This is a genomic window from Gammaproteobacteria bacterium (assembly GCA_013817245.1).
Taxonomy (GTDB): Bacteria; Pseudomonadota; Gammaproteobacteria; order HTCC5015; family HTCC5015; genus JACDDA01.
This window is the reverse complement of record JACDDA010000005.1, coordinates 47,316-73,761: the sequence shown is the minus strand read 5'-3', so window position 1 is coordinate 73,761 and position 26,446 is coordinate 47,316. Positions and strand designations below refer to the sequence as shown.

At 43.0% G+C, this 26,446-nt stretch carries 21 protein-coding genes; 14 read left to right on the top strand and 7 right to left on the bottom strand.

Annotated features, from left to right (window positions below; translation table 11 throughout):
- Positions 1 to 60 precede the first annotated feature (60 nt).
- The 5 genes from H0W44_07525 to H0W44_07505 all read right to left on the bottom strand — a co-directional run bounded on the left by H0W44_07525 (position 61) and on the right by H0W44_07505 (position 6,843).
- Complete coding sequence (locus H0W44_07525; GenBank protein MBA3582286.1) at positions 61 to 2,322, bottom strand: TonB-dependent receptor; 2,262 nt, start codon at positions 2,320 to 2,322, stop codon at positions 61 to 63.
- 212 nt (positions 2,323 to 2,534) lie between these two features.
- Entirely contained in the window at positions 2,535 to 3,458 is a 924-nt protein-coding gene (locus tag H0W44_07520) for an NmrA family NAD(P)-binding protein (GenBank protein MBA3582285.1), read from the bottom strand.
- A 205-nt stretch (positions 3,459 to 3,663) separates the two neighbouring features.
- Positions 3,664 to 4,926, bottom strand: a complete 1,263-nt coding sequence (locus tag H0W44_07515) for an acyl-CoA dehydrogenase family protein (GenBank protein ID MBA3582284.1) — start codon at positions 4,924 to 4,926, stop codon at positions 3,664 to 3,666.
- Between the two features lie 164 nt (positions 4,927 to 5,090).
- The gene (locus H0W44_07510; GenBank protein ID MBA3582283.1) at positions 5,091 to 5,657 is read right to left on the bottom strand and encodes a response regulator; all 567 of its coding nucleotides are present in this window, start codon (positions 5,655 to 5,657) and stop codon (positions 5,091 to 5,093) included.
- Between the two features lie 7 nt (positions 5,658 to 5,664).
- Entirely contained in the window at positions 5,665 to 6,843 is a 1,179-nt protein-coding gene (locus H0W44_07505; protein ID MBA3582282.1) for an ATP-binding protein, read from the bottom strand.
- Positions 6,844 to 6,966: 123 nt separating this feature from the next.
- Between H0W44_07505 and hrpB the strand changes: the two genes are divergently transcribed.
- On the top strand, positions 6,967 to 9,483 hold the full coding sequence (gene hrpB, locus H0W44_07500) for an ATP-dependent helicase HrpB (protein ID MBA3582281.1): 2,517 nt from the start codon (positions 6,967 to 6,969) through the stop codon (positions 9,481 to 9,483).
- 11 nt (positions 9,484 to 9,494) lie between these two features.
- Here the strand turns inward: hrpB and H0W44_07495 are convergent, their stop codons facing one another.
- Positions 9,495 to 9,893: a hypothetical protein gene (locus H0W44_07495; protein ID MBA3582280.1), complete on the bottom strand. Its 399-nt coding sequence runs from the start codon at positions 9,891 to 9,893 to the stop codon at positions 9,495 to 9,497.
- 172 nt (positions 9,894 to 10,065) lie between these two features.
- Between H0W44_07495 and H0W44_07490 the strand changes: the two genes are divergently transcribed.
- Positions 10,066 to 11,256, top strand: a complete 1,191-nt coding sequence (locus H0W44_07490; GenBank protein ID MBA3582279.1) for a multidrug effflux MFS transporter — start codon at positions 10,066 to 10,068, stop codon at positions 11,254 to 11,256.
- Positions 11,257 to 11,280: 24 nt separating this feature from the next.
- Here the strand turns inward: H0W44_07490 and H0W44_07485 are convergent, their stop codons facing one another.
- On the bottom strand, positions 11,281 to 12,123 hold the full coding sequence (locus H0W44_07485; GenBank protein ID MBA3582278.1) for a 23S rRNA (adenine(2030)-N(6))-methyltransferase RlmJ: 843 nt from the start codon (positions 12,121 to 12,123) through the stop codon (positions 11,281 to 11,283).
- Positions 12,124 to 12,337: 214 nt separating this feature from the next.
- Here H0W44_07485 and H0W44_07480 point away from each other — a divergent pair, with 214 nt between their 5' ends.
- The 12 genes from H0W44_07480 (at position 12,338) to H0W44_07425 (ending at position 26,429) form a co-directional block, all read left to right on the top strand.
- Positions 12,338 to 13,585 carry a peptidase gene (locus H0W44_07480; GenBank protein MBA3582277.1) on the top strand — a complete coding sequence of 416 codons (1,248 nt, stop codon included), beginning with the start codon at positions 12,338 to 12,340 and terminating at the stop codon, positions 13,583 to 13,585.
- Between the two features lie 91 nt (positions 13,586 to 13,676).
- Positions 13,677 to 15,044 (top strand): c-type cytochrome, encoded by a 1,368-nt coding sequence (locus H0W44_07475; GenBank protein ID MBA3582276.1) that lies wholly within the window; start codon positions 13,677 to 13,679, stop codon positions 15,042 to 15,044.
- Positions 15,041 to 16,126, top strand: coding sequence for a hypothetical protein (locus H0W44_07470; GenBank protein MBA3582275.1), 1,086 nt, complete (start codon positions 15,041 to 15,043; stop codon positions 16,124 to 16,126). Before H0W44_07475 ends, H0W44_07470 begins: the two co-directional genes overlap by 4 nt.
- Positions 16,116 to 17,216, top strand: coding sequence for a DUF1513 domain-containing protein (locus tag H0W44_07465; protein MBA3582274.1), 1,101 nt, complete (start codon positions 16,116 to 16,118; stop codon positions 17,214 to 17,216). Before H0W44_07470 ends, H0W44_07465 begins: the two co-directional genes overlap by 11 nt.
- 156 nt (positions 17,217 to 17,372) lie before the next feature.
- On the top strand, positions 17,373 to 18,263 hold the full coding sequence (locus tag H0W44_07460) for a hypothetical protein (protein MBA3582273.1): 891 nt from the start codon (positions 17,373 to 17,375) through the stop codon (positions 18,261 to 18,263).
- Between the two features lie 13 nt (positions 18,264 to 18,276).
- A complete protein-coding gene (locus H0W44_07455; GenBank protein MBA3582272.1) occupies positions 18,277 to 18,822 on the top strand; it encodes an FMN-binding protein in 546 nt (181 codons plus the stop codon).
- Complete coding sequence (locus H0W44_07450; protein ID MBA3582271.1) at positions 18,815 to 19,630, top strand: FAD:protein FMN transferase; 816 nt, start codon at positions 18,815 to 18,817, stop codon at positions 19,628 to 19,630. Before H0W44_07455 ends, H0W44_07450 begins: the two co-directional genes overlap by 8 nt.
- Before the next feature lie 11 nt (positions 19,631 to 19,641).
- Positions 19,642 to 20,094: a hypothetical protein gene (locus H0W44_07445; GenBank protein ID MBA3582270.1), complete on the top strand. Its 453-nt coding sequence runs from the start codon at positions 19,642 to 19,644 to the stop codon at positions 20,092 to 20,094.
- A gap of 184 nt (positions 20,095 to 20,278) precedes the next feature.
- Positions 20,279 to 20,656 (top strand): hypothetical protein, encoded by a 378-nt coding sequence (locus H0W44_07440; GenBank protein MBA3582269.1) that lies wholly within the window; start codon positions 20,279 to 20,281, stop codon positions 20,654 to 20,656.
- Positions 20,657 to 20,724: 68 nt separating this feature from the next.
- On the top strand, positions 20,725 to 22,026 hold the full coding sequence (locus H0W44_07435; GenBank protein MBA3582268.1) for a TolC family protein: 1,302 nt from the start codon (positions 20,725 to 20,727) through the stop codon (positions 22,024 to 22,026).
- The gene (locus H0W44_07430; GenBank protein ID MBA3582267.1) at positions 22,023 to 23,261 is read left to right on the top strand and encodes an efflux RND transporter periplasmic adaptor subunit; all 1,239 of its coding nucleotides are present in this window, start codon (positions 22,023 to 22,025) and stop codon (positions 23,259 to 23,261) included. Before H0W44_07435 ends, H0W44_07430 begins: the two co-directional genes overlap by 4 nt.
- A gap of 12 nt (positions 23,262 to 23,273) precedes the next feature.
- Positions 23,274 to 26,429, top strand: a complete 3,156-nt coding sequence (locus H0W44_07425) for a CusA/CzcA family heavy metal efflux RND transporter (protein ID MBA3582266.1) — start codon at positions 23,274 to 23,276, stop codon at positions 26,427 to 26,429.
- The last annotated feature ends 17 nt before the right edge of the window (positions 26,430 to 26,446 follow it).

Here is a 26,446-nt window from a genome sequence, read left to right as displayed (position 1 = left end):
CACTTACACCTAATCAACCAGGTATAAATGACGCGAGCGTCTTAAGGCATTAATTTAAATTTAGAATGCAAAAGCGTATTCAACGCCCCATTCAGCAGGTCTAGCCGGCGTCACGATATTGGTCGCAAATGTGCCTCTTGAGTCCTGCATATTCAAATTATATTCTTCATCAGTCACGTTCTCACCGTATAAGGCCAGCGTCTGAGTCTCAGCTGCCCAACTATAAGCAGCACGGAGATTTAACACACCATAGGCTTCTTGTAATTCACCGGCATCATTTTCTACTTGAAAATAAAATTCATCCCGCCAGTTATAATCACCTCGGATCGCTAACTTATTATCCCCGAAAAATATCGCGTACTGAGCACCTAGGCTCGCAGTCCATTCCGGCGTATTAGGTAATTTATCACTCAGTTCAACGGTTAAAGTTTGGGGCGCAGTAGGTTGACGTAGTGAGGTGTATTCATTATCCAACCAACCTAAACCGAACATTAACTGCAAAGCTTCTGACAGAAAAGCTTGAGCTTCTACTTCTACGCCGGTGAAATCCGCATCCCCAACATTCCGAGTATCAAAAACACCATTAGTATTATTAATTACCAATAACTGTATATTTTGATAATCAGATTTAAATACTGCGGCATTCAATCGAATAGGACCAAATTCGGACTTTACTCCCGCCTCTATTGTTTGTACGGTTTCTGGGTCATAAGTGGTCAATGCAGTAATTAAAGAACTGGGACGACCACTGAAGCCACCACTTTTGAAGCCTTCAGAATAGGTCCCGTAGAACATTAAATCTTCAGTTAATTCATAACGAAGACCTATCTTAGGTGTAGTCTCACTCCAAGAGTCTTTACCCGGAACACTGCCTAAATCTATAGTAGTGCCAGGAGCCGGAATAATAAAAGGAGGGAAAACAGTAAATACACCATCTGTATTATCTAAAACAGATGCTGACAACTGTTCTTTTTCTTCTTTCGTATAACGCACACCTAATATCCCCGTCCATTGATCAATAAACTCATATTCCATATGCGTAAATACTGCATTTGAAGTAGTTTCTAGTTCAATATTGTTGTGGCTTAATAAACAACTTGGATCGTTAAACGCTATATTACCGCCTACACAAATATCAACCGTGTTCTTGATATCTTCTTTGAAAAAATATAACCCAGCCAACCAACTTAAACGATCATCTAATGCAGCGCCGGAAAATTGGAACTCTTGACTTTGTTGATCTTGATCAATGTAACTAAAACTATCGTAAATAGTGTATGCAGAACCATCTAAATCAAACCATGTCGTTTGCTCTAATTGACGTGCCGACGTAATAGACTTAATAGTAATTGGACCTTCCCACGCTATTGTTGCTGATACGCCAGAGGCATCGGTATCTAATTGCGCAGGAGTAGAAGCAAAAATTTCTTCACGATCGGTGGAGAGCTGTGATGCCATTGCTGCGGAAGGAGGTAACGGAACGCCGACAGGTGATAACCCCGGAAGTGCATTATTAGCAGGATCATAATTCGTTAATATCATCGGAGCCTGAGTACCCCTGCCTTTCGAAGCATCAGCCGCGAATTTGATCGTTAAGTCATCAGTAGCATCCCACACTAATTTAGCTCGACCACCCAAGGTATCAACATCACCATAGGTATCATCGTAATGACTGCCAGGAGCTTTATTCTCTGCCCAACCTTCTTGATTCAGAGAATGCAGTGACACTTTCATACCAACTGTATCTGCAAAGGGTATATCTGAGGTAAGCGACACATCTCGACGCGATGCTTGGCCTACTTTAACCTTACCACCAATAGTAAATTCGTCTTTAGGATCAGCCGTTATTACGCTAATAGCACCACCAATTGTATTACGACCAAAGATAGTACCTTGTGGACCACGTAATACTTCTACGCGTTCAATGTCTAATAAATCAAACGAAGCACCTTGTACGCGACCTAAATAAACTTCATCAACATACGTACCCACGCCTGGATCTACCGAGACACTGTTATCAGCTTGGCCTACGCCACGAATAAAAAAGAAACCATCGCTGCCACCAGCAGGACCTGAAGAGCTACTCACGTTAGGAGCAAAATTAGTAACGCCACCCACACTGTCTACACCCATTTCTTCTAAGGTATCGCCAGTAAAGGCAGTTACCGAAACAGGGACTTCTTGTAAATTTTGCGCACGCTTTTGCGAAGTAACAACAATTTCTGTTAGTTCAGCAGCGGAAAGAGCATTACTAGTGACTAGACCACTCACCAACAAACTGGCAAATAGCACTTTAGGTTTAAATAGTTTCTTACACACCATGTTTATTCCCTCAACAGTCGCAGAGATCGGATGATCCTGCAATATTTTATCTAGCAAAACCGCATCTATAGAACGGAAAATACTGACTAGGCGGCCTTGCCTCGTGTATAGCTAGAACCAATCCTGTGCCGAGTTACAAAATTTGTCAACCATTTGCAAGCGCACTAATTAGTGAGCAGATGCAATTGCTGAGTCAATATTCAGATAGTCAATTAACCGACGGCTCTTGCATGACTATTCTCAGTTTGCGGTACTAGTACTTCCTGACGTGGTTGCCAGTGCTGCGCATAATCGCGGACAAATTCGCGCATCGTCGTAGGGGAGCGGCCTAATAACTCACCCAAAGTATTGGTCATCGGCGCATTTTTGCCATGACGCGTTAAGAAATAAACGATCATCATAAAAGCTAATACATCCCAACTCATACCGCGATGCCATAAGCGCCATAAAAAACGCGGCATAGAAGGATTGCTGTAGCAAATTTTTCGGCCGGTAACATCCGTAAAAATATTCGCCACTTGATATAAATTAAGTTTTTCAGGCCCTGTTAATACGTGGGTTTTACCGACATGCGGCGCTGGATTTTTGATAATACTCACCACCACTTCGGCCATATCACGCGAATCAATAAACGATGTTAACCCTTTTTTAGCCGGTAAAAAAATCTCATCCCGTGTCGCAATATCGTAGGAATGTGTGGTGATATCACGGCATAAATTCTGAGCAAAATAGGATGCTTGTAAAATGGTGTAAGACACACCCGAATTTCTAACAGCATTTTCAACGGCATTATGTGGAATAAAAGAATATTTTTCAGCACCAGGCACAGAGCAATAAATAATATGCTTGATACCCGATTGCGCGGCAGCCTCAACAAAAGGCACCATCCACGTTTTTGCTGTGCGTGGATGCGGCAAAGGAAATAATAAAAACAGCGTGGTCACACCCTGCAACGCAGCGGGCCACGTTGTACGATCGGCGTAATCAAATTTTACGCAAGGAGTGTCGTTACCATAGAGATGTTTAATTTTGGCAGGCGTATGCGCGGCAATACGATATTCAATATCGCCTAATTGCTTCACTTTGCGCACCAACTCAGTACCGATATTGCCATTAGGTCCAGTAATCAACAGCATCTTTCACTCCTAATAAATTTACACTCAAGCTGTACAACACAGCCATAAAAAAGCCCCCTAGATTTATCAAGCATGCTTGATAAAACACAGGAGGCTTCATTACCTCGTGCGAGCAGTTTAGAACGCAGTCATACCATTACAAACTCTAGAAACATAACTTAATAACAAATAGCCAGCATTTAGTATGCCGCCGCTATTCAATTATTCAATGACCAGGTGCTTGCTCACCACCCATGGACGGCATCGGCATTTTTCCCGCTTGCATCCGTAAAAAATTTACCATGCTTAATCGCAACATATCGCGTGTGCCATCACAAGCATCACCAATCCACGCATCATTCAAAAATTTACCGGTTTCGTATTCATCTGCCAAACCATAACCACCTAAAATTTTCAGTGCACGTTCGGCATTACGAATCGCAACATCCACTGCAAACGTTTTTGCAGCCGGCGATAACACACCCGCCGCATAAGGATCATTTGCGTCGGCAGCGCACGCTAAACGCCACACCATTAATCGCGCCGCTTCTACATCGGCGACCATATCCGCTAATTTCAACGCTACTGCTTGATGATTCACAATAGGCTGTCCCCAACTAACACGTTGATGCGCATATTCAAAAGCATATTCATACGCGGCACGCGCCATGCCCACATACGCCGCAGCTAAGCCCGATGCTAAATAAGGAATGGTTTGCATAAAAAATATTCCAGCATTCGCGCCTTCTGCACCAATGCGATTAGCCACTGGAATGCGCACGTCATCAAAATAAACTTCCGCATGCATCGCGGTTTTCCAGCCCATTAATTTAGTTTTTTTGCCAACTGTAACGCCAGGCGTGTTCGCATCAACTATAAACATAGAGGTGCTAGCAAACGCCGGCTGATTTAAATCCGTACGCGCCATCACAAAATAGGCTTTAGCCGCGCCTGCATTCGTTGAAAAACCCGCTTTGCTGCCATTGATAATGTAACTATCGCCATCTAATTTTGCAGTACTGCGCAAACCAATTTTTGGATCTGGATAAGGACAGAACGAATCTGCACCCGCGACATTGGCTTCGCTGCTGGCGCTTGCAAGTACAAAATCATCTTCTTCTACTAAGCGAGTTAACCAATGTTGTCGCTGCGCTTCATTGCCACCTTTGATAATGACAATCGGAGAAGTCATGCTGACATTAAAGTAAGATGCAGCAATACCTAAATCTGCCGCACCAAACTCTTCCATAACAATAACATTATCTAAACAACTGCCGCCTAAACCGCCGTATTGTTCCGGAATTAATAATTTCGTAAATCCCAACGCTGACGCTTTCTTGTAAACGCTTTGCATCAAATCCCAAGGACTTTGTTTTTCTGGATCACGTTGTCGAATGGCTTCCGCAACCGGTTTAATTTCACGCAACGCAAATTCGCGCGCGGTGTTTTGATACATGCGTTGTTCATCCGAAAGATTAAAATCCACCATCAGCGTGTCTCATCTGTTATGTGTTAATGCCCACTTTATCGTAGACATAAAAAAAGCCCTCTTTGTCAACGCGCTAGCGCAACAAAGAAGGCTTCGTTACCTTCATTAGGATCAAGCATGGTCAATGAATCAGCAAAAGTCAACTCCACCTGCGATTAAATATCTCATTTATTTAACAAGGCGATCACCATTTCCGCGACTTGTTTCATGGAAATATTCTTTTCCATGCTGAGTTTTTGCATTTGTCGATAAGCATCCATTTCACTTAACTGTTGATGCTGCATTAATAAAGACTTGCCACGCTCAATAATTTTGCGCGCTTCTAATTGTTGAGCTAAGGTGTTTACGCGTTCGCTTAAATGCGCTTCACGCATAAAATGCGTCACCGCTAGCTCAATAGCAGGACCAATATCTTTTTCACGATAAGGTTTAGTTAAATACGCCATCACGCCCGCATCACGCGCATCGTGAATAAAATCCGGGCTCGAATGCGCGGTTAACATAATGACGGGGTATTCATGGCTGATTTGTTTTGCCACTTCAATGCCATTTATATACGGCATCATGATATCGAGGATGACGACATCTGGTTTATGCGCCTCAACCAACGCCAGGGCTTGACGACCATCACGCGCTTCAGCGGTGACGCTATAACCCAGCTCTACCAACAACTCTTTTAAATCTTGACGATTTAAAGCTTCATCATCCGCAATTAACACCCGAAAACTCATAAGCAACTCATTTATATATAAACTCACTATCAATGCGTAATGGAAATATTAACTCAACACGCGTTCCTAATTCTGACTGTTGCGATTTTTGAATATTCTTGGTTTGAGTATTCTGGGAAAAAATTAATTGGCCATGTAAATCATCAGCCACCAACGCCGCCACAATCGTCAACCCTAAATGACTATGGGTATCTACATTAAAATCCGACGCCAGGCCCACACCATCATCCATCACAGCAATGTTAATATTTTGTGCGTCACGCGCTACTTCCACAATCACCGTACCCGCTGCGTTATTGCGTAAACCATGCTGACAAGCGTTGTGCAGCAATTCATTTAACACTAATGCCACAGAGGTAGCTTGTTTAGAATTTAGCATAATTACCGCACCCGATAAATTAATAATGATCTGCGGTTTTTCTGCCAAATTATCCATTAACAAATTAACTATCCGCGTAATCAAATCGCCGAGATTGACCATGCCGATTTCGCCTTGCGATAAAGTTTCATGCACCAAGGCAATACTTAAAATTCTATTAATACTATCTTCTAGCACTTGTTTAGGCGGCACTTTATCCAATCGTCTAATCTGCATGCGCAGCAAACTAGCAACAGTTTGTAAATTGTTTTTAACGCGATGGTGGATTTCTTTATAAAAAGTGGTGTTCGCTTCTAATGATTTGTTGTGTACAAAAACAGCCATCTGCCCACTGATGGCACGCAAAAATTCATTTTCATCGGCATCATTACTTTGTTTAAATAACCAATGAGCCGCATCAAGGCCGTGCAAATTTAATACGCCAAATACCTCTTGCATAAATATCAGCGGCAAAGAGATAACAGAGCCAGAATATTGTTCCGCTAAATTAAAATTACTCACGACTACTTGGCCGTTTTTAATTAACACTCTTTGTCGATGTTCTAATTGCCAATAAGTCAGTTTCTCATCAAGCGCCAACTTCGCTTCGGAAAATTCCGTGGTGGGTGCGAAGTCCATCGCTTCTTTTACTAATAGCTGATGCTTGCGATCAATCACCCATAAGCTGACTGCGGACAATTCCAAGATACTACGAAACTGTTGTACCACCGCTGGATAACCGGAACGACTACCAGAACCTACATCCAAGGCCTGCCCTAGACGATTTAGGATTTTGATATGTTTTAAATTTTTTAAAGCTGTTTTCATAAATTCATTAAGCGCCTGATAGACAAATTACAAGCAATCCGTAACGCAGCTAGAAATCTGCGCATCTACACACAGTCCTATATAATGAGTGCAAATCTTCTTTTAAAGCAACTACCACTATTCATGTCATCTAGCCCATTACCGATTAATGCTTTACTGCCCGATATCCAAAGCGTATTGCGCGAGCACACACGTTTGATTTTGCATGCTCCTCCGGGTGCAGGCAAAAGTACCCGCGTGCCTCTCGCTTTATTAAATGAGCCATGGGTTGCTCAGCGAAAAATTATTGTTTTAGAACCACGGCGATTGGCGGCCAAAAGTATTGCGCAACGATTGGCGCATAATCTGGGCGAAGCCGTTGGCCATACGGTGGGTTATCGCATGCGACTAGAGTCTAAAATTAGTCAACATACGCGTATCGAAGTAGTAACCGAAGGCGTGTTAACGCGCTTATTACAAACCGATGCTGCATTGCAAAATGTAGCGGCCGTTATATTTGACGAATTTCATGAGCGTAATTTAAATGCGGATCTCGCATTAGCTTTATGTTTAGACGCACAAACACTGGTTCGAGAAGATTTACGTTTAGTATTAATGTCCGCCACTTTAGATGGTGCAGCACTAGCGCAATGGTTTAAGGCTCCTTTAATCATTTCACCCGGTCGTCAATATCCCATTGTTACGCATTATCGACCTATTGCAGCGCGGTATAGCCGCGAACGGCGGGCTTTTTTAGAAGCAGTCGCACAAACAACTTTAAAAGCCATACAAGAAAATAATGGATCTGTATTAGTTTTTCTGCCCGGCGAAGCGGATATTCGACAGCTTGCGCAATTATTAGCGTCACGCGTAGATAACGATACTGCCATTACGCCTTTGTATGGCAATTTAGATTACGCAGCACAACAACGTGCTATTCAACCCGCGCCACTCGGTCAACGCAAAATTGTTTTAGCCACCAATATTGCGGAAACCAGTTTAACAATTGAAGATGTGTGTATTGTTATCGACAGTGGTTTAGCACGCGCACCTCGTTTTAATCCCAACCAAGGCATGGCGCAACTCGAAACTATTTTTATTTCACAAGCAAACGCCGATCAACGTGCGGGACGTGCGGGTCGAACCCAACCTGGCGTGTGTTATCGTTTATGGGCTGAACCCACTATTTTAAACGCACATGCAGAGGCGGAAATTTTACAAACTGATTTAGCGAGCTTCGCCTTAGAGTTAGCGCAATGGGGCACGCAAAATATAAAAGAACTGCAATGGTTAGATGAACCACCGACCGCGCATTTAAATCAAGCGCAAACATTATTGCGTAACTTAGGCGCGCTCAATGATTTATTGCGTGTTACCGAACACGGCAAAAAAATCTTAACGCTCGCCACGCATCCTCGTTTAGCGCATATGATATTGCGCGGCATTGATTTAAATGCGGGCGCATTAGCCTGTACCTTGGCTGCGTTACTCAGCGAACGTGATATTTTTATCGCTAATAGCAGCGATAAATCCAACGACAAACCGGCGGATATTCAATTACGCTTAGATGCCATTAACGAATTGGGCGCCAATACACAACCGATCCACAATGAAACACTGCGCCGCATTCAAGAACAAGCACGTCGCTGGATGCAGCAATTTAATATTGCACCTAACTCTTCGCATGCGGCTAATAATTTGATCGGTGTATTAATTGCTTGCGCTTATCCTGATCGCATCGCACAACAACGCCCAGGTCAAAATGCTCGTTACTTATTAAGCAATGGTCGTGGTGCAGAACTCACTGCGCACGATAATTTAAATCAGCATCCTTATCTCGCCTGCGCACACATTGATGGCGCCGCTAACGGTAAAATTTTTCTTGCAGCTAAATTAGATGAACGCGATATTGACGCACACTTCAACGCCAATATTACTCAACAAGCATTATTGTATTGGGATAAAAATACTCAATCGATAATCGCTAAACAACAGCGGCGTTTGGGTGATATCATCTTAAAAGAAAACGCCAGTAAAACGATTGATACCGCAGCATTGAACGCTGCGTATGTCACCGGCATTGCTAACGAAGGGATTGGCTGTTTACCTTGGGACGCACGCATGCGTCAATGGCAAGCGCGTGTGCAACTTATGCATAACCTGCAACCTGATGCGTGGCCAAACGTCAGCGATGATTATTTGCAACGGCATATTACGCACTGGTTAGCACCGTTTACAAATGGCTTTATTCGGCTTAATCAAATCACTAGCGATATTTTATGGCAAGCATTACAACAACATTTAACCTGGCCACAATCATCTGCGTTAGATCAACAAGCACCAACTCATATCACCGTCCCTAGTGGGTCGCGAATTGCAATTGATTATGGTCAAACACCGCCCGTGTTAGCCGTGCGCTTACAAGAATTATTTGGTTTACAAGACACTCCGCGTATTGCTAACAACACCATCACACTGATGTTACATTTATTATCGCCTGCGAGACGGCCAGTACAAATCACTCAAGACTTAGCGAATTTTTGGAAGAGTACTTATGCGGAAGTAAAAAAAGATTTAAAAGGCCGTTACCCAAAACACGAATGGCCAGACAATCCTTTGCTGGCCACTGCCACTGCACGTGCGAAACCGCGCGGCAAATAATTAAAATGCAATTATGGTATCTGAATTTTCCCACCGCCAGGCATACCACCAAATCCACCTCGCCCACCTTCCATACCGGGCACCACAATTTGTGAAGAAGCTTGACGACGCATTTCATTCATTTCTTCAATGGTGTCTTGTACGGCTTTTTTCATTGCAGCTGGAAATTGTGCAACCGCGTGCGCTAATGAATCCGCTTCAATTTCTGCCGCAATAGGTAAAGCACCCATCGCCGTCATTAATTGTGTTTGGCCAATGTAAAGTGACTGGCGAGCTGCGTCAGTCGCGCCGGTAATAGTAATGGGAATCATGCAACGCAAAGTACCCAACTTACGATCGGTATACACTTCTTCGCGATATAAATTATCGCCATCTAATTTCAAATCATCAAAACCTTGTAATTCACTCATATCAGCACCTGGGTCATGTCAGTCGACGGTTATTAATGGTCGCGATTATAACGATTAATATTATGCTTATCACACTATCAATCGCATCGATCTATTGGATTTTTCATATCTAGTAAATATTTTCTGGCACAATGCCGCTCATTACAAACCTGTACTCGCACCATGAGCTTCCATGCCGCGTCCATCTAATTGGTTATTTAATGTCATTCTGACTTGCTTGGTAGCATTTGGTGCGGTCTCTACTGATTTATACTTAGCCACTATTCCGCAAATTGTTGAGGCGTTTAATTCAACGCCTGCGATGGGACAATTAACATTAAGTATTTATATGTTTGGTTTTGCGTTTGGTCAATTGGCTATGGGGCCTTTATCTGATTGGCGTGGTCGCAAACCGATTTTATTATTGGGTCTTTATATTTATTTAGTCGGATCGTTCGCGTGTTTATTCGCTGTCAGCATGCCCATGCTGTTGCTCGGACGCTTAATTCAAGGTCTCGGCGCATCCGCAGCGCCGGCTTTAGCACGGGCGATTGTTGCGGATTTATACGAAGGTCGCGAAGCCGCCAAAGTATTATCCTATCTCACTTCTGCTATGGCACTCATTCCCGCTATCGCGCCGGTCATAGGCAGTACCTTATTATTGTGGTTTGATTGGCGTTCTAATTTTGCTGCGTTATTACTCTTTTGTGTGCTGGTCATTATTGGCACTTCATTATTTATTCCAGAAACTAATCAACAACGCGGTGGTGATAAGCCCACACTGCGCTTAGTAACTCATCGTTTTAAACAATTTTTATCTGATCAAACTTTTGTAGCTTATGTCGTATGCTCATCAGCAGTCTTTGGCGGAATGTTCGCCTACATTTCCAGCACCTCTTTTATTATCGTTGATGTATTAAAGCTGCCCGTCCATTATTTTGGTTACACGTTTATGTTTGTAGTGATTGGTTATATTGTAGGTGCTGTCGTCAGCGGTCGTCTCGTGCAAAAAAAAGGCATAGTGTCAGTGATGGGCATGGGTATTTATTTATCGGTGATTGCTAGCACGTTAGGTGTACTCAGCGCACTGTTGCACTACAACACCTTAGCCAGCGTATTATTACCGGTATTTTTATATTTCATGGCTGCAGGTTTAACAGTGGCAAATGGTCAAGCCGGCGCTTTTGGTTTATTTCGTAGTAGCGCCGGTGGCGCAGCATCCGTGTTTGGGTTTTTACAAATTTCTTTTGCGGCATTAACCGGCGTGTTAGTTGGGCAGCTGTACGATCATACGACCTTACCAACCATGTTAATTATGTTTACGCTTAGTATTAGTTCATTACTGTTTTATCGCATGTCTTTGTATAAGAAAATAACGGCTTAAATTTATTCTGAATTTATTCCAAGTTTATTCTGGCACCAACCATTCGCTGTGCGCAGTCGCTTGATCATTTTGGCGCAATATTTCGACTAAACATTGCGCTAATGGATACCATGCACCATGCACTGACCACGGCGGATTGATAATCAACATACCCGAACCTTGCATGCTGCGCGCTTTTTCAGTATTGATATCGCGCAACTCATGACAATAAATATTTCGCAAGCCACTGGCCTTTAATTTCATTTTTAAACGCAAATGTTGTTCATCAGGTAACAAGGGATACCAAATAGCATAAGTGCCACCCGCCCAACATTGTTGCGCGGCTAATAATAAACGCACGATTTGTTGATACTCTTTTTTTACTTCATAACTCGGGTCGATCAACACCAAACCACGCTTCGCTTGTTTAGGTGGTAATAATGCTAATAAACCTTCATAACCATCGCGATTATGCACATGCGCACGTTTATCGCGTTTTAATAATTCACTCAATTCGGGATATTCACGTGGATGTTGTTCAAACAAAATCATGTGATCTTCAGCACGCAAAGCCTGTGCAGCAAATAACGGTGAACCAGGATAATAACGAGGGTTAGCCCCCGTTTTATTCAATAACTCTTGGTAAGGTCGCAAGGTTTTTGGCCATTCACCTTGCAAAGCCCATAATTTCGCAATGCCTTGTTTATATTCATGGGTTTTCTGCGCGGCGGCGCTATCGAGTGCGTAATGTCCACGTCCTGCATGAGTATCAAAATACGCGAAAGCACTGTCTTTTTGCGTCGCTACTTGCAACAAGGTACTGAGTACCGCGTGTTTATGAACATCGGCAAAATTGCCCGCGTGAAAGCTGTGTAAATAACTGAGCATGGTGACGATTGCCTATCATTTCATAACGACGAGGGGCGGCGATTGTCCTTTGCTAGAAAGACAGGTGCAAGCCTTATTCCCAATCAATGCAAAACAAGCTTCTTAAATTTATCTGCTATCTTAATTTCGCTCAATGATAATAGTTCTTATTTACAAAAACAGCAAATTAAGCTAAGCTCTCTCATCATTTTTAGACTTTGGGCCAGCATCCTCTATGAAATACCTGCTCTCCTTAGGCTTTTTGAGTCTATTAGCCAGTCTCAGTCTCCAGGCGCATGCGACTCCTGTAATAGATGCTCCACGCGTCATTCAACATTACGCAGCTATCGCGCATGCAACTTTTAGCGATGCTTTAACCACCGCCCAAACATTAGATAAAGCCATTCACCAATTAATCGCAAAACCTACCGCCGCCAATTTGCAAACGGCGCGACTCGCTTGGAAAGCTGCGCGTATTCCTTATGGTCAAAGCGAAGTGTTTCGTTTTGGTAATGCAATCGTCGATGATTGGGAAGGACAAATTAACACCTGGCCACTGGATGAAGGCATGATTGATTATGTAGCCGGTGATTATGAGTTTGAATTAGGCAATGAAGGCGCAAAAGCGAATGTTATCGCTAACACGCAACTTAAAATCGGCGCCAAAATAATCGATGCAAGCATCATCACCCCAGAAATTCTAATTAGTTTGAATGAATTAAGTGGTTCAGAAGCGAATATTGCCACTGGCTATCACGCCATTGAATTTTTACTCTGGGGCCAAGATACTCATGGCACAGGATCCGGCGCTGGTGAACGCCCCGCGAGTGATTATGCTAAAGGCAACGCCTGCACTCATGGTAACTGCGACCGTCGCGGACAATTTTTACAAGCAGCGTCAACACTACTCGTCAAAGATTTACAGTGGATGGTTAATCAATGGGCGCCCCTGCAAAATAATAACTATCGCGCCAAACTTTTAGCTGAATCGTCCGATCAAGGTTTACGTAAAATACTTTACGGCATGGGCACATTAGCATTAGGCGAACTCGCAGGCGAGCGAACCAATGTAGCACTAGAAGCAAATTCTACCGAAGATGAACATGATTGCTTTAGTGACAATACACACAATTCTTTATACTTCAACGCGCAAGGTATTAAAAATATTTACACTGGCACTTACATTCGCATCGATGGAAGCGTGCTTAAAGGACCTAGTCTCGCCGAACTAATTGCCAGTAAAGACACAAAGGTTGCCGACAACCTCAAACAACAACTTGATAATACGCAAGCCGCATTACAAAAGATTGTCGATAGTGCAGAAAAAAATAATATGCACTTCGATCAACTTATAGCAGCCGATAATATTCAAGGTCATGTGTTACTCAGAAATGCCATTGCAGCGCTCATTAATACCGCGCGCGCCATTGAAAAAGGCGCTTTAACGTTGGGAATCAAAAATATTAATCCTGATGCACGCTAAACCCACGCTGTAAAATATCTGTTAGCGTGATTATCAGCAGAATATTGAATCTTTTGTACAATCAAAAACACTATTAATACAAAGGTGTTGAATGCATTATTTTAAAACACTCGCTTTAAGCCTATGCGCCACACTCGCATTTGCAACGGATGTACCTGATCCTCGTGAGTTATCTGGCGGAAGTACTACCGTTTTTAAAACAGGTATCAATGCCTATTCATTACCAGCCGCCAATATTAGCTTTGAAGAGCGTTTAAAATTTTCTTCTGGTAATAGTTTTTTTCGTAATCCCTGGGTCACAGCTCCCGCATCTACAGCGTCTCGTGATGGTTTAGGTCCACTATTTAATACCAATGGCTGTCAAAACTGCCATATCAAAGATGGACGTGGCCATCCACCAGAAGCTGATACAACCAATAACGTTTCTTTATTGGTCCGCATCAGCATTCCTACATCGACAGGTACAACCACAGAAGAACCTAATTACGGCGGACAATTGCAAGACTTTGCTATTCCGGGTGCAGAGCCAGAAGGTCAAATCAAAATTACTTACCAGCCCGTTAGTTTCACCTTTGGCGACGGCAGTGTTATCGAATTACGCCAACCAACCCTAGAGATTACTGATTTAAAATACGGCCCACTACATCCAACAACCTTGCTTTCCGCACGCATCGCACCGCCCATGATTGGCTTAGGTTTACTCGAATCCATTAGCGCTAAAGACATTTTAAAACACGCTGATGCCAAAGATAAAAATCAAGATGGTATCTCGGGCAAACCCAATTACGTATTAGACGTACAAACTAACAAAAAAGTCTTAGGTCGATTTGGCTGGAAAGCCGGACAACCAACCATTCTGCAACAATCCGCTGCTGCCTTTAATGGCGACATTGGTATTACCTCAACGCTTTTTCCAAAAGATGATTGCACCAACGCACAAACTGCGTGCTTAAAAGCAGTTGATGGCGGAACCCCTGAACTAGAAACTAATATTTTAGATTTAGTAAATTTTTATAGTCACCATTTAGCGGTGCCAGCCCGTCGCGACATTACTAATCCGATTACATTACGCGGCGAACAATTATTTCGTGATGCAAAATGCAACGCTTGTCACGTGGAAACATTTACCACCGCAAAACACAATGATTTCCCTGCACTTTCACAACAAACTATTCACCCCTATACCGATTTGTTATTGCACGATATGGGTAAAGGTTTAGCGGATAATCGCCCTGATGGAGATGCCAACGGGCAAGAATGGCGCACGCCACCTTTATGGGGTATTGGCTATACACAAGAAGTGAACGGTCATACTTTTTTCTTACATGACGGTCGGGCACGCAATCTGACTGAAGCTATTCTGTGGCATGGTGGTGAAGCTCAAGATGCACAACACGCTTTCATCAACATGCCCACAGCTGATCGAGAAGCCTTAATTAAATTTTTGGAATCTTTATGAACAAAATACATTTCAACTGTCAGCTACCTTTACTCTGCGTCATGCTGCTATTAAGCGCTTGTCAATCAGCACCTGTCCGTGAAGTTACGCCTTCTGCAGTAATTAGCACACAAGTACGTTTGTTAGATGAGCGCATAGAAAAATTAAAAATGGCTGCTGCCGAATTAAAAAATGCCAATCAATATTTATGCACCAATTACAATGCCGACACACTCGGCATTGCTCAAGAAAAATGGCGCGTTTTATTTACCCGCTGGCAAGGCTTACAAGGTATTAACATCACCTTAAACGAAGGTGTCAAATTAGATGGCTGGCTAATTCAATTTTGGCCCGACAAAAAAAACCTAACCGCCAACAAAATTGATAACCTTCTCGCTAATCCAAAAGCGACTGCGGAGACATTGCAGCAATTAGGTAAACCCGCGAACAATATAGGTGCTGCGGAATATTTTTTATTTGACGAAAAATTAATTAGCCAATCAACATTACAAAACACAGAACAATGCCAAGGTTTATTGTGGCTCAGCGATAGTTTAAAAATTCAAATACAGCAACTGGCTCAACAATACCAACAGCCTAATGGTGTCTCAGCTCAGTTGCTGCTGATGGCAAATCAAGATGCTGCGCAGCAACATTATGCTATTACTCAATTATTTGGCGTATTGGATGCGCAAATTGATGTCAGTGCAAAAAAAATCTCCACCATCATTGTCAATAACGAACAAGTGCAACCTCTATTTGCGGAAGCGTGGCGAGCTGATTATTCTTTGACGGCTTTACGTAAACAACTTTCTGCGATTGAAGAATTTTATCAAGGTGGTCGCGGTGGTATAGGATTAGATGATCTTGCGCGACAACAAGGCTTTAAAGTCCATGCTGAGCAATTTGAAACACGCCTAAAATTAGCCGAGCACACTCTTTCGCAGGAAACCGACTTACAAGAATTAATGAAAGATCCCATTAAAACATTAGATGCTCTACAAGAATCCTATGTTGCTATCACTCAAAGCCGCGATGCTTTGCACCAATTAGCGCAAGATTTAAATATCACGCTAAGCTTTAATGCCACTGATGGCGACTGAATTTAATCGCCGGCAATTTTTATTGTTAAGCGCCGCCGGCGTTTTAACACCTTCGTTGCTTTTAAATACCGCATTCGCGGATATTGCGCGCACCATTTTGTTAATCGGCGCTGCTAAAACGATTAATAACGATTTTTGTATTGCCGCCATTAATACGCAAGGTGAATTACGTTACAGCATCGCGCTGCCTGCACGCGCTCATGCCACTAGCGTACGCGCTGACGGCCAACATGCTATTTGCATGGCGCGCCGCCCAGGTTTTTATGCGGTGTTATTCAACCCGCACGATGGCAAAACGCTCAACATATTAACGCCACCCAAAAATCATCATTATTATGGACATGCGTGTTACAGCGCAGATGGTCAACATATTTTAATTACGGAAGGCAATATTAATAGCGAAGGCATTATTGGCATCTATCAAGCAAATGCCCCTTATCAACGCATTCATGAATGGCGCAATATCGGCATCGGTCCGCATGAATTATTATTAAATCCTACAACTCAGCATCTTGTAGTGGCCGTTGGCGGCATTCGTACCGAATGGCGTGAAAATATTAATATTGCTGATATGCAGCCGGCTTTATTATTTTTAAACTCACAAACAGGCGAACTGTTGAAACAACATACACTAAACAATTCGCAATTAAGCATACGGCATTTAGCCAGCACTAAAACCGGCGACATTATTATTGGAACCCAATATGAAGGAAGCGCGAGCGATAATCCCTCTCTCGTTTATCGCGCCAATTTACACACTCTGCAAGCACTACCCGCAACAACAACCCAATGGACAGACATGAATCATTATATTGGTTCGGTCGCAACAGCCGATTCACAGATTTTAGCTACCTCACCACGAGGCAATGCCGCGCTTTACTGGGCGGATGCAAATGCAGAACCTGAGCTAATTAATATGCGCGACGTCTGTGCGGCCTGTCCCGATCCGCAACAAGGTTTTTGGTTAGGCAGTGGCACGGGGCTTTACCGTCATCTTACGTCCACCTCAATTACAGCTTCTGAGCGATCCAACCATGAGCACCTTATTTGGGACAATCATTGGGTTAGTTTGCAAAGCACCACTGTTTAATCGCTAATTAATTACTTGCAAATAAGAATGGTTCTTATTAATATTCGTGAAGCATAACGTTTATGTGGCTCGCTCGCCCATCTCTTCTACGCATGCGTGAGCCCTTCCCGGATCATTCTATGAATGATCGGTATAACCCGAACCGAGAGATTAGCAATGAAAACACTGCGATATTTACTAATATCTATCACTGCCTTAAGTTGTACCACCAGCATCGCTGATGAGAATATATTCGGCTATGTAAAAGGCGCTGAAACCTTACCTGCCGAAAGCTGGGAAGTGTATCAATCGATTACCCAACGCACGGATAAAGGCATAGGCGATTACGAAGCACTCAATTTAAGCACAGAAGTAGAATATGGTTTTACGGATCGTTTAACCGGCGGCATAGCACTCAATGCGCAATCAATTGATACCCAAGGAATCATCATTGATGGTTATTTACCTAAAGATGAATCGTATAGTTTACGTACCTCAGGTGTCGAAGCTGCATTAAAATATAATTTTTTAAGTCCAGCAAAAGACGATTTTGGTTTAGCTGGCTATTTAGAATTTAGTAACAGTTGGTTAGATCCTCATTCCGGTCAAGATAAAGATACCTATTCAGTGGATTTAGCTTTACTGATGCAAAAATATTTCCTCGAAGGCCAATTAATTTGGGCAGGCAATGTTGCGATGGAAACAACTTATGCAAAACGCGATGAAATCGAAAATTTACCTGTCGGTTTTGAATGGCCAACAGAACCCGAAATGGAAATCGAACTCAGCGTTGGCACGGGCTTATCCTATCGCGTTGTTAGCAATTGGTTTATTGGTGCCGAAACTATTTATGAAACCGAATTTGAAACTGAAGTAGGACAAGAACGCTGGAGCTGGTTTGCCGGCCCAAGTATTCATTATGGCAGCGCCGATTGGTGGCTTACCTTAACTTACTTTAAACAGCTGGAAGGTGGTAAAGAACAATATCCTGATCAAGCTGACACCGACTTGCATTTAATCGAAAAAACCAAACAAGAAATTCGCGCCAAAATTGGCTTTAATTTCTAGGATAAAATGTAACATGAGCAATAATAGTTTTGGCAATTTCGTATTAATTCCGATGGTAGCACTCGCAACACCTGCGTTTGCGCAACAATATTTGCAAGCAGTGGATGCGCAAAAATTATTGTTTCCAGAAGCTGATACGTTTATTGATCAAAAAATATCGCTTAGCAAAGAACAAAGAGAAAAAATCAAAACGCTGGCGGGAGTCCGCCAGCGTTCTGCTGAACAACCCGTCTGGCGAGCAGAACGCAAAGGACAATTTTTAGGTTGGTTTATTATAGATAATGTAATCGGCAAACATGAATTTATTACGTATGCAACTGCGATTACACCTAGCGGCAGTGTTATCGGTATTGAAATTATGGAATATCGTGAAACTCATGGCAGCGCCGTACGAAATGCAGATTGGCGCAATCATTTTAAAGGCAAGAAATTACAAGACACGTTTAAACTTGATCAAGATGTCCCCAACATCAGCGGCGCTACTTTATCGTGCCGAAATGTATTGGATGGTGTGAAACGTCTATTAGCCTTACAAAAAGTCGCTTTAATGCATGAATGAAGTAAAACGTATGCAGCCTTTGCTGGGTACATTTGTTGAAATCAGCGTAATAAAAACCACTCAAAACCCAGATCATATACAAGCCTCTATCACGCAGGCTTTCCACATCATCAGCACTGTGCATACACTCATGAGTTTTCATGATCCCGACAGCGACTTATCACAGCTGAATCAAGCCAACGGAAAATCTATTGCACTGCATCCTTGGACCTTGCAAGTTTTACGCTTAGCTAAGTTAATCAGCATTCACTCACAACATTTATTTAATTGCACCGTCGGTGGCGCACTGATTCGTCAAGGCGCATTACCGGAGCATAAAAAATCGGCAATCACAGATTATGGCAATGCTGATGATATTATAATTAATAAAAAAACCGCTCAATTAAGCCGCAGCATCCACATTACGCTAGATGGCATCGCTAAAGGGTATGCCATCGATCGTGCAGTGAGCATGCTAAAAAAACACGGGCATCATACTGGCTGGATAAATGCGGGTGGAGATATCCGTGTTTTTGGCGACCTCTCATTACCCATTCAACGTCGACAAACGAATGGCGTTTTAACGACAGTGACCACCGTTAAAAACGCCGCGATTGCAACATCTTGCTGGCAAGCCAGTTATAATCCGCGTTTTCCAGCTCTCATTATTTCGACGGCCGCGCAAACACCGAGCATTAACATAGCAACTGTACAAGCTCACACGGCTTGGCGCGCCGATGCTTTGACTAAAGTTGCATTATTAGCAACTGATGCGCAACGCGCTGCTTTAATTATGACCTTAAAAGGTCAATTAATTTCTGAACACTAACGAGATATTGTATGCGCGGCTATCCAGCACTATTTAGCAACTTCATTACCTTAATCGTCGCATTATTATTTTTAAGCGGCTGTTTATTAATTCCTACCATGCTGGATATGCGACTAGAGTGGGAACTAGACTTATGGCGTCCCAGCAATAATTGGCGCTGGAGCATTGCCATCATTCATACATTGACCGCGATTGTGATGGCATTAATTTTAGGCGCATTGTGGAGCATTCATATACGCGTAGGCTTACGCCAAAAAAAGCACCATCGTAGCGGCTTATTGATGCTGGCACTTTTTACTGCGTTAATGTTAACAAGCGTGATTATTTTCTACTCAGGCAACGAACAAATTTCAGTTTATGCCAGCTTGATCCACACTCTAATAGGTGGCGCATTGCTTATGCTATTTTATTATCATCGCTCAACCGGGATTAGAATGCGCCATACACATCATCACGCCAAATAATTAATTATAAAATTCATAGAGCGTAATTTAACTCAGCGATCTATCATCTATTCTCTTGAAAAAACTATTGTTAATATCGGAAGTCCATTTTAATTATCCAGTCGTTTTAGCCTATCTATCCTAGAAATTTTGACTTAGAATCGAGCCATTCATACTACCAGCCGATTGCAAATCCGACATCGCCGTGAAAATATCGAACTCTCATAAACTATTCGCTTACTTCGCACTGGCACTCTGGCTGCTCTCCAGTTGGACCGGGGCGCATAAGCATTTATGTTTTGATGGCCAGGAAACACCGGTCTCATATCACGCCACGCTGTTAGGTGATCACCTCACGCATCATGCAGACGAACAACATCTAGATGAAGATGTTGAGCTACAACAACCTACGCTTATAAAAATCATTAAGTGGGATTCACTAATTGGACTTATAGCAGCATTTTTTGTGTTGGTTTTATGGATTCGTTCTCGCATCACTCCTACGTATTCTATTACTTTTCGCGCCACTCCTATATATCATTTACGTCCTCCCTCACACGCGCCTCCTGCAATTCCAGCCTAAGTTCTCTGTAATAACTTAGATTGCCGTTAACTACCACTTGGTAGTGCGGTCTTTTCGCTGGAGTTTTTATGAAATATATTTTTACTGCATTGCTTATCGTTGTTAACACGTGGTCGTTATCTACCCAGGCCGCTAGTGACGTCACTACTACGCCTCACAACATTACACTTGCCGACGCTATTCGCGCCACGCTACAACACAATCCTGAATTAATCGGCTATAAATTTCGTTCCAAAGTCATAGACGGCGAACGTCAAACCGCAAGATTAAGACCCGCTTGGCGAATCGGCGCAGAGATTGAAAATGCATATGGTTCCGATGCTTATGCAGATACTGATAATGCTGAGCTAACATTTTCACTGGCATCACTCATAGAACTCGGCGGTCAACGCGATGCGCGCATTAATGTAGTGAATGCGCGTCAACAACAACTAGCTTCTCAACAACGTGCCGCCACCTTAAAAGTACTTGGGGATGTCACTCAACATTTTATTATGTTGGTTGCCGCACAAGAAAAATTAGCTTTGGAATTAGAAGCCGAAAGCTTAGCACAGCAAACAGTGATCGCACTTAATATGCAAGTCCAAGCAGGACGCAGTGCCAATGCAGAATTATCGCGCGCACGAGCTGCGTTAGCCCATGCTGGTCTACAAATACAAAAAGCGCGGCAATCTGTTAATCAACAACGTTTGCAACTAAGTTTATATTGGGCAGATGCTGCCCCTGGTTTTAAAAACGCAGAAGCAAATCTTTTTTCGCTGCCTCCACCGCTTTCGTTAGCAGAATTGCAAAATAACTTAGCCTCAAATCCTGACGCTGAACTTCTTGAGCGCGAAGTAACATTACGTCAAGCGCAACGCCGACAGGCAGAAACAACCACAGCCGGCATTGAATGGAACGCGGGTTATCGCCGTTTTGAAGCGAACGAAGAAACGGCTTATGTGTTTGGTCTGAGCGTGCCACTGGGTCTTGGACGTCGCAATGCAGGTGCTATTGCTACCGCAACTGCAGAAGAAGAAAGCGCTTTGCTTTATCAACGCACGGCACAAATGCAGTTAGAAGCACAATTACTCGCTAGTTATGAAATTTATACTTTAGCTTCTGCCGAAGCAGAAAGTTTACAAACTCACATAGTGCCTTTACTGCAAACCGCTACTCGCACAACCTTTGACGCATTTCGTCAAGGACGCTACAGCTATTTAGAATTAAACCAAGCACAGCGCGAATTACTGTATGCAAAAAGCGCATTGATTGATGCTGCAGTTCGAGTACATCAAGCGCGAATTGAGATTGAACGCATGACGGGTTCACTACCCAATGACGCTAATGAAGCGACATCTACTAAATTTTTTCGTGAGGTAACACCATGAACTTATCCAAACCTATTCATATATTTTCAGTAATGCTTTTATTTTTATTCAGCAGTGTAATTTTTTTTAAAGTCTTTGCTGCGGGCGATCACGCAGAAAATTTAGAATCTGAAGAATTCACTAAAGGTCCGCACAATGGCCGCTTATTAATCGACGATGATTTCCAAGTAGAACTGGCTATTTTTGAAAAAGGCGTGCCGCCAGAATATCGTGCTTGGGCTAGCATAGACAACAAACCACTCGCACCTAAGGATTGGCAGCTCAGTGTAAAACTAACGCGCTTGGGTGGACAAATTGATAATTTTCGTTTTACGCAAGAACAAGATTTCCTGCGCGGGGACGCTGAAGTGACAGAACCTCATTCTTTTGATGTATCAGTAACCGCCACTTATAAAAATAAACAACATCACTGGACATTTGCATCCTATGAAGGACGTATTCAACTCAATGCAGATTTAGCAAAACGTTCCGGCATTGTCACCGCTAAAGCTAGCGCAGGAAGCTTAGCTGAAACGATACGTTTTTATGCGCAATTGAATCATGATCCCGCTGCCATCCGTCAACTCAGCGCACGTTATCCAGGGATTGTTAAACAAGTAAATATCAAGGTTGGTAAAAACGTCAAAGCAGGCGATATCTTAGCTACGATTGAAGCCAATGAAAGTTTACAACCTTACATCATTACCACGCCAATCAGCGGTGTCATAACAGCTCGACATGCTCACACGGGTGAAATCACTGGTGAACAACCATTGTTTACAGTCGTTGATTCCAGTCGTTTGCAATTAAGTTTTCCGGTATTTGCTCAAGATGCTGCGAAAATAAAAACTGGCCAAACCGTTCAACTAATGGTGGATTCACAAACGATATCCACCAAATTAGATTCAGTGAGTGCCGCGAATGATGGCACACCTGCACTACTGGCGCTGGCATCATTAGATAATCACAAAGCGCATTGGATAGCGGGAAGTCGTGTCCCTGTAACCGTCACAACTGAACACATCAATGTCGCATTACGCGTTGATAATCGAGCACTGCAATCTTTCCGTGATTGGCAAGTAGTGTTTATCCAGATTGGTGACACTTACGAAATTCGTCCACTCGAATTAGGACGTACTGATGGTCAATTCACCGAAGTATTAGCAGGACTAAACTCTGGTGATACTTATGTGGTGGGAAACAGTTATTTACTGAAGTCTGACCTGGAGAAATCCGGCGCCAGTCATGATCACTAAGAGGCCAATGACATGATTGAGTTTTGCTTAAGAACAGCTATCGATCGACGTTGGTTGGTGATGTGCGCAGTGCTAGGGTTAATTGTTTTAGGACTTTGGAATTATCAACAACTTCCCATTGATGCAGTGCCTGACATTACTAATGTACAAGTGCAAATTAATACCGAAGCACCCGGCTATTCACCACTTGAAATCGAACAACGCATCACGTACGCCGTCGAAACAGCTTTAGCGGGTTTACCAAAACTCGCTTATACACGCTCTATTTCTCGTTACGGTTTATCTCAAGTAACGGTCGTATTCGAAGAAGGTACCGATCTTTATTTCGCACGTAATCTCATCAATGAACGCTTAGGTCAAATCAAAAGCGAGCTACCTAATAATATAGAACCCGTAATGGGGCCTATTGCGACGGGGCTCGGCGAAATATTTATGTACACAGTACAAGCAGCTCCCGGTGCTAAACAAAGTAATGGGGCATCGATTGATGCTACTTATTTACGTGAAGTACAAGATTGGATTATTAGACCTCAATTAATGCAAGTAAAAGGTGTAATTGAAATAAATTCTATTGGTGGTTACACCAAGCAATATCACATCACACCGGATCCGGCCAAACTTCTGCAATGGAAGCTAAGCATGGACGATATAAAAAAAGCACTCGAACATAACAATAGCAATCGAGGCGCAGGTTATCTCGAGCGCGATGGCCAACAATTACTCGTGCGTTCACCCGGTCAACTTTTTAACCTAGATGACATTCGGAATGTCCCTGTTGTGCAACATCGTGGCATCACTATTCGCATTCACGATATTGCTGAAGTCGCTATCGGCAAAGAATTACGTACCGGTGCCGCCACTCAAAACGGGCAAGAAACCGTGCTGGGAACTGCGATGATGCTGGTGGGTGAAAATTCACGAGAAGTCGCACGCAGCATTGCAGCACGATTAATTGAAGTTAATCGTTCTTTACCAGCAGGCGTAACGGCAAAAACAGTTTATGACCGCACAACATTAGTAGATAAAGCCATCGCCACCGTACAAAAAAATCTTTTGGAAGGTGCACTACTCGTTATTATTGTGTTGTTTGCATTACTCGGTAACTTACGCGCCGCACTGATTACTGCTGCCGTTATTCCTATTACCATGTTGATGACAATTACCGGCATGGTGAAAGCCGGCGTCTCCGCGAACTTAATGAGTTTAGGAGCGTTAGATTTTGGATTAATTGTTGATGGTGCGGTAATTATTATTGAAAATTGCATTCGCCGTTTGGCAGAAGCACAGCGTGCCAATAACGGATTGTTAACACTAAAAGAACGCTTAACATTAGCTTTTGATGCAAGCAACGAAGTCATTCGACCGAGTTTATTTGGCGTAGGCATTATAACATTAGTGTACTTACCGATTTTTTCGCTCACTGGCGTTGAAGGTAAAATGTTTCACCCCATGGCCATCACGGTGGTTATCGCATTATCTGCGGCGTTATTACTGTCGCTTACTTTCGTACCAGCAGCCATTGCGTTATTCATGAACGGTAAAGTGTCCGAACATGAAAACCGCATTATGCTGATTGCAAAAAAATTTTATCGGCCGTGCTTATTGCTAGCCTTACAATGGCGCAAAACTATCATCGCTATTGCTGCATTACTCGTTATTCTTTGCAGTTGGCTTGCCACTACATTGGGGTCAGAATTCATTCCACAATTTGATGAAGGTGATATCGCATTACATGCTTTGCGCATTCCGGGCACAGGCTTAGAACAAGCCATCGCTATGCAATCGATATTAGAAGAACGTCTTAAAGAATTTCCCGAAGTCAAAAATGTATTTGCAAAAATGGGCACCGCGGATGTCGCAACCGATCCTATGCCCCCTTCTGTTGCTGACAATTTTGTGATTTTAAAACCGCGCGATCAATGGCCAGATCCTAGCCGCAGTAAAATCGATTTAATAAATGCCATGGAATCTGCTGTTCGTAAATTACCTGGGAACAACTATGAATTTACGCAACCCATTCAAATGCGTTTTAATGAGTTGATATCAGGTGTTCGTACTGATCTCGGGATCAAAGTCATGGGTGACGATCTCGATCAATTAGTACGTTCGGCTAATGAAATTCTAGAAGTGCTAGAAACACTAGAAGGCGTTGCAGATCCACGCGTTGAACAAGTCACTGGTTTACCCGTCCTTTCCATTATTCCTAAACGTGAAGCACTGGCACGCTATGGAATCAGCGTGTCGGATTTACAAGATTTAATTGCGACGGCTATTGCAGGAGAAAAAGCCGGTCAAATCTTTGAAGGTGATCGTCGATTTGAATTAGTCATTCGTTTACCTGAAAAACTGCGGAGCAACGTAAAAGAATTAGAACGTTTACCGATTCCTATTAGCTCTGCATTCTCAACTAACCGTAACCTCTCTCGCGAACATCATGGTTTTGTACCATTAGCAGAATTAGCCGCATTGACATTGGCACCTGCACCCAATCAAGTAAGCCGAGAAAATGGTAAACGATTAGTCGTCGTAACAGCTAATATACGTGGTCGTGACATCGGTTCATTTGTGGAAGAAGCACAAGCGTTGATTATAGAGCGCGTCAAATTGCCTGCGGGTTATTGGTTAGAGTACGGCGGCACTTTTGAACAAATTGAATCCGCAAGCAGCCGTTTAAGCTGGGTCGTTCCGTTAACACTTTTGATGGTGATTGGCTTATTGGTACTTGCTTTTGGCTCGCTTAAAGATGCGCTTATTATTTTTACCGGTGTACCGCTTGCATTAACCGGTGGTGTACTCGCACTCTGGTTGCGTGGCATGCCCATGTCTATTTCAGCGGGCATTGGATTTATTGCGCTATCAGGCATTGCGGTACTAAACGGTTTAGTGATGCTGACATTTATTCGCAATCTTTGGGAGAAAACTCGCGATTTACAACATGCTATTGTTGAAGGCGCACTTACCCGCTTACGCCCGGTATTAATGACCGCTTTAGTAGCAAGCTTAGGTTTTGTGCCAATGGCATTTAATATCGGAATAGGTGCTGAAGTGCAGCGTCCATTAGCAACAGTCGTAATAGGAGGAATTATTTCTTCAACACTACTTACGCTATTAGTGTTACCTGTACTTTATCGAATGATACATAACCATGATCGTCATCACCCAATATAATCTGTAACGCATACTCA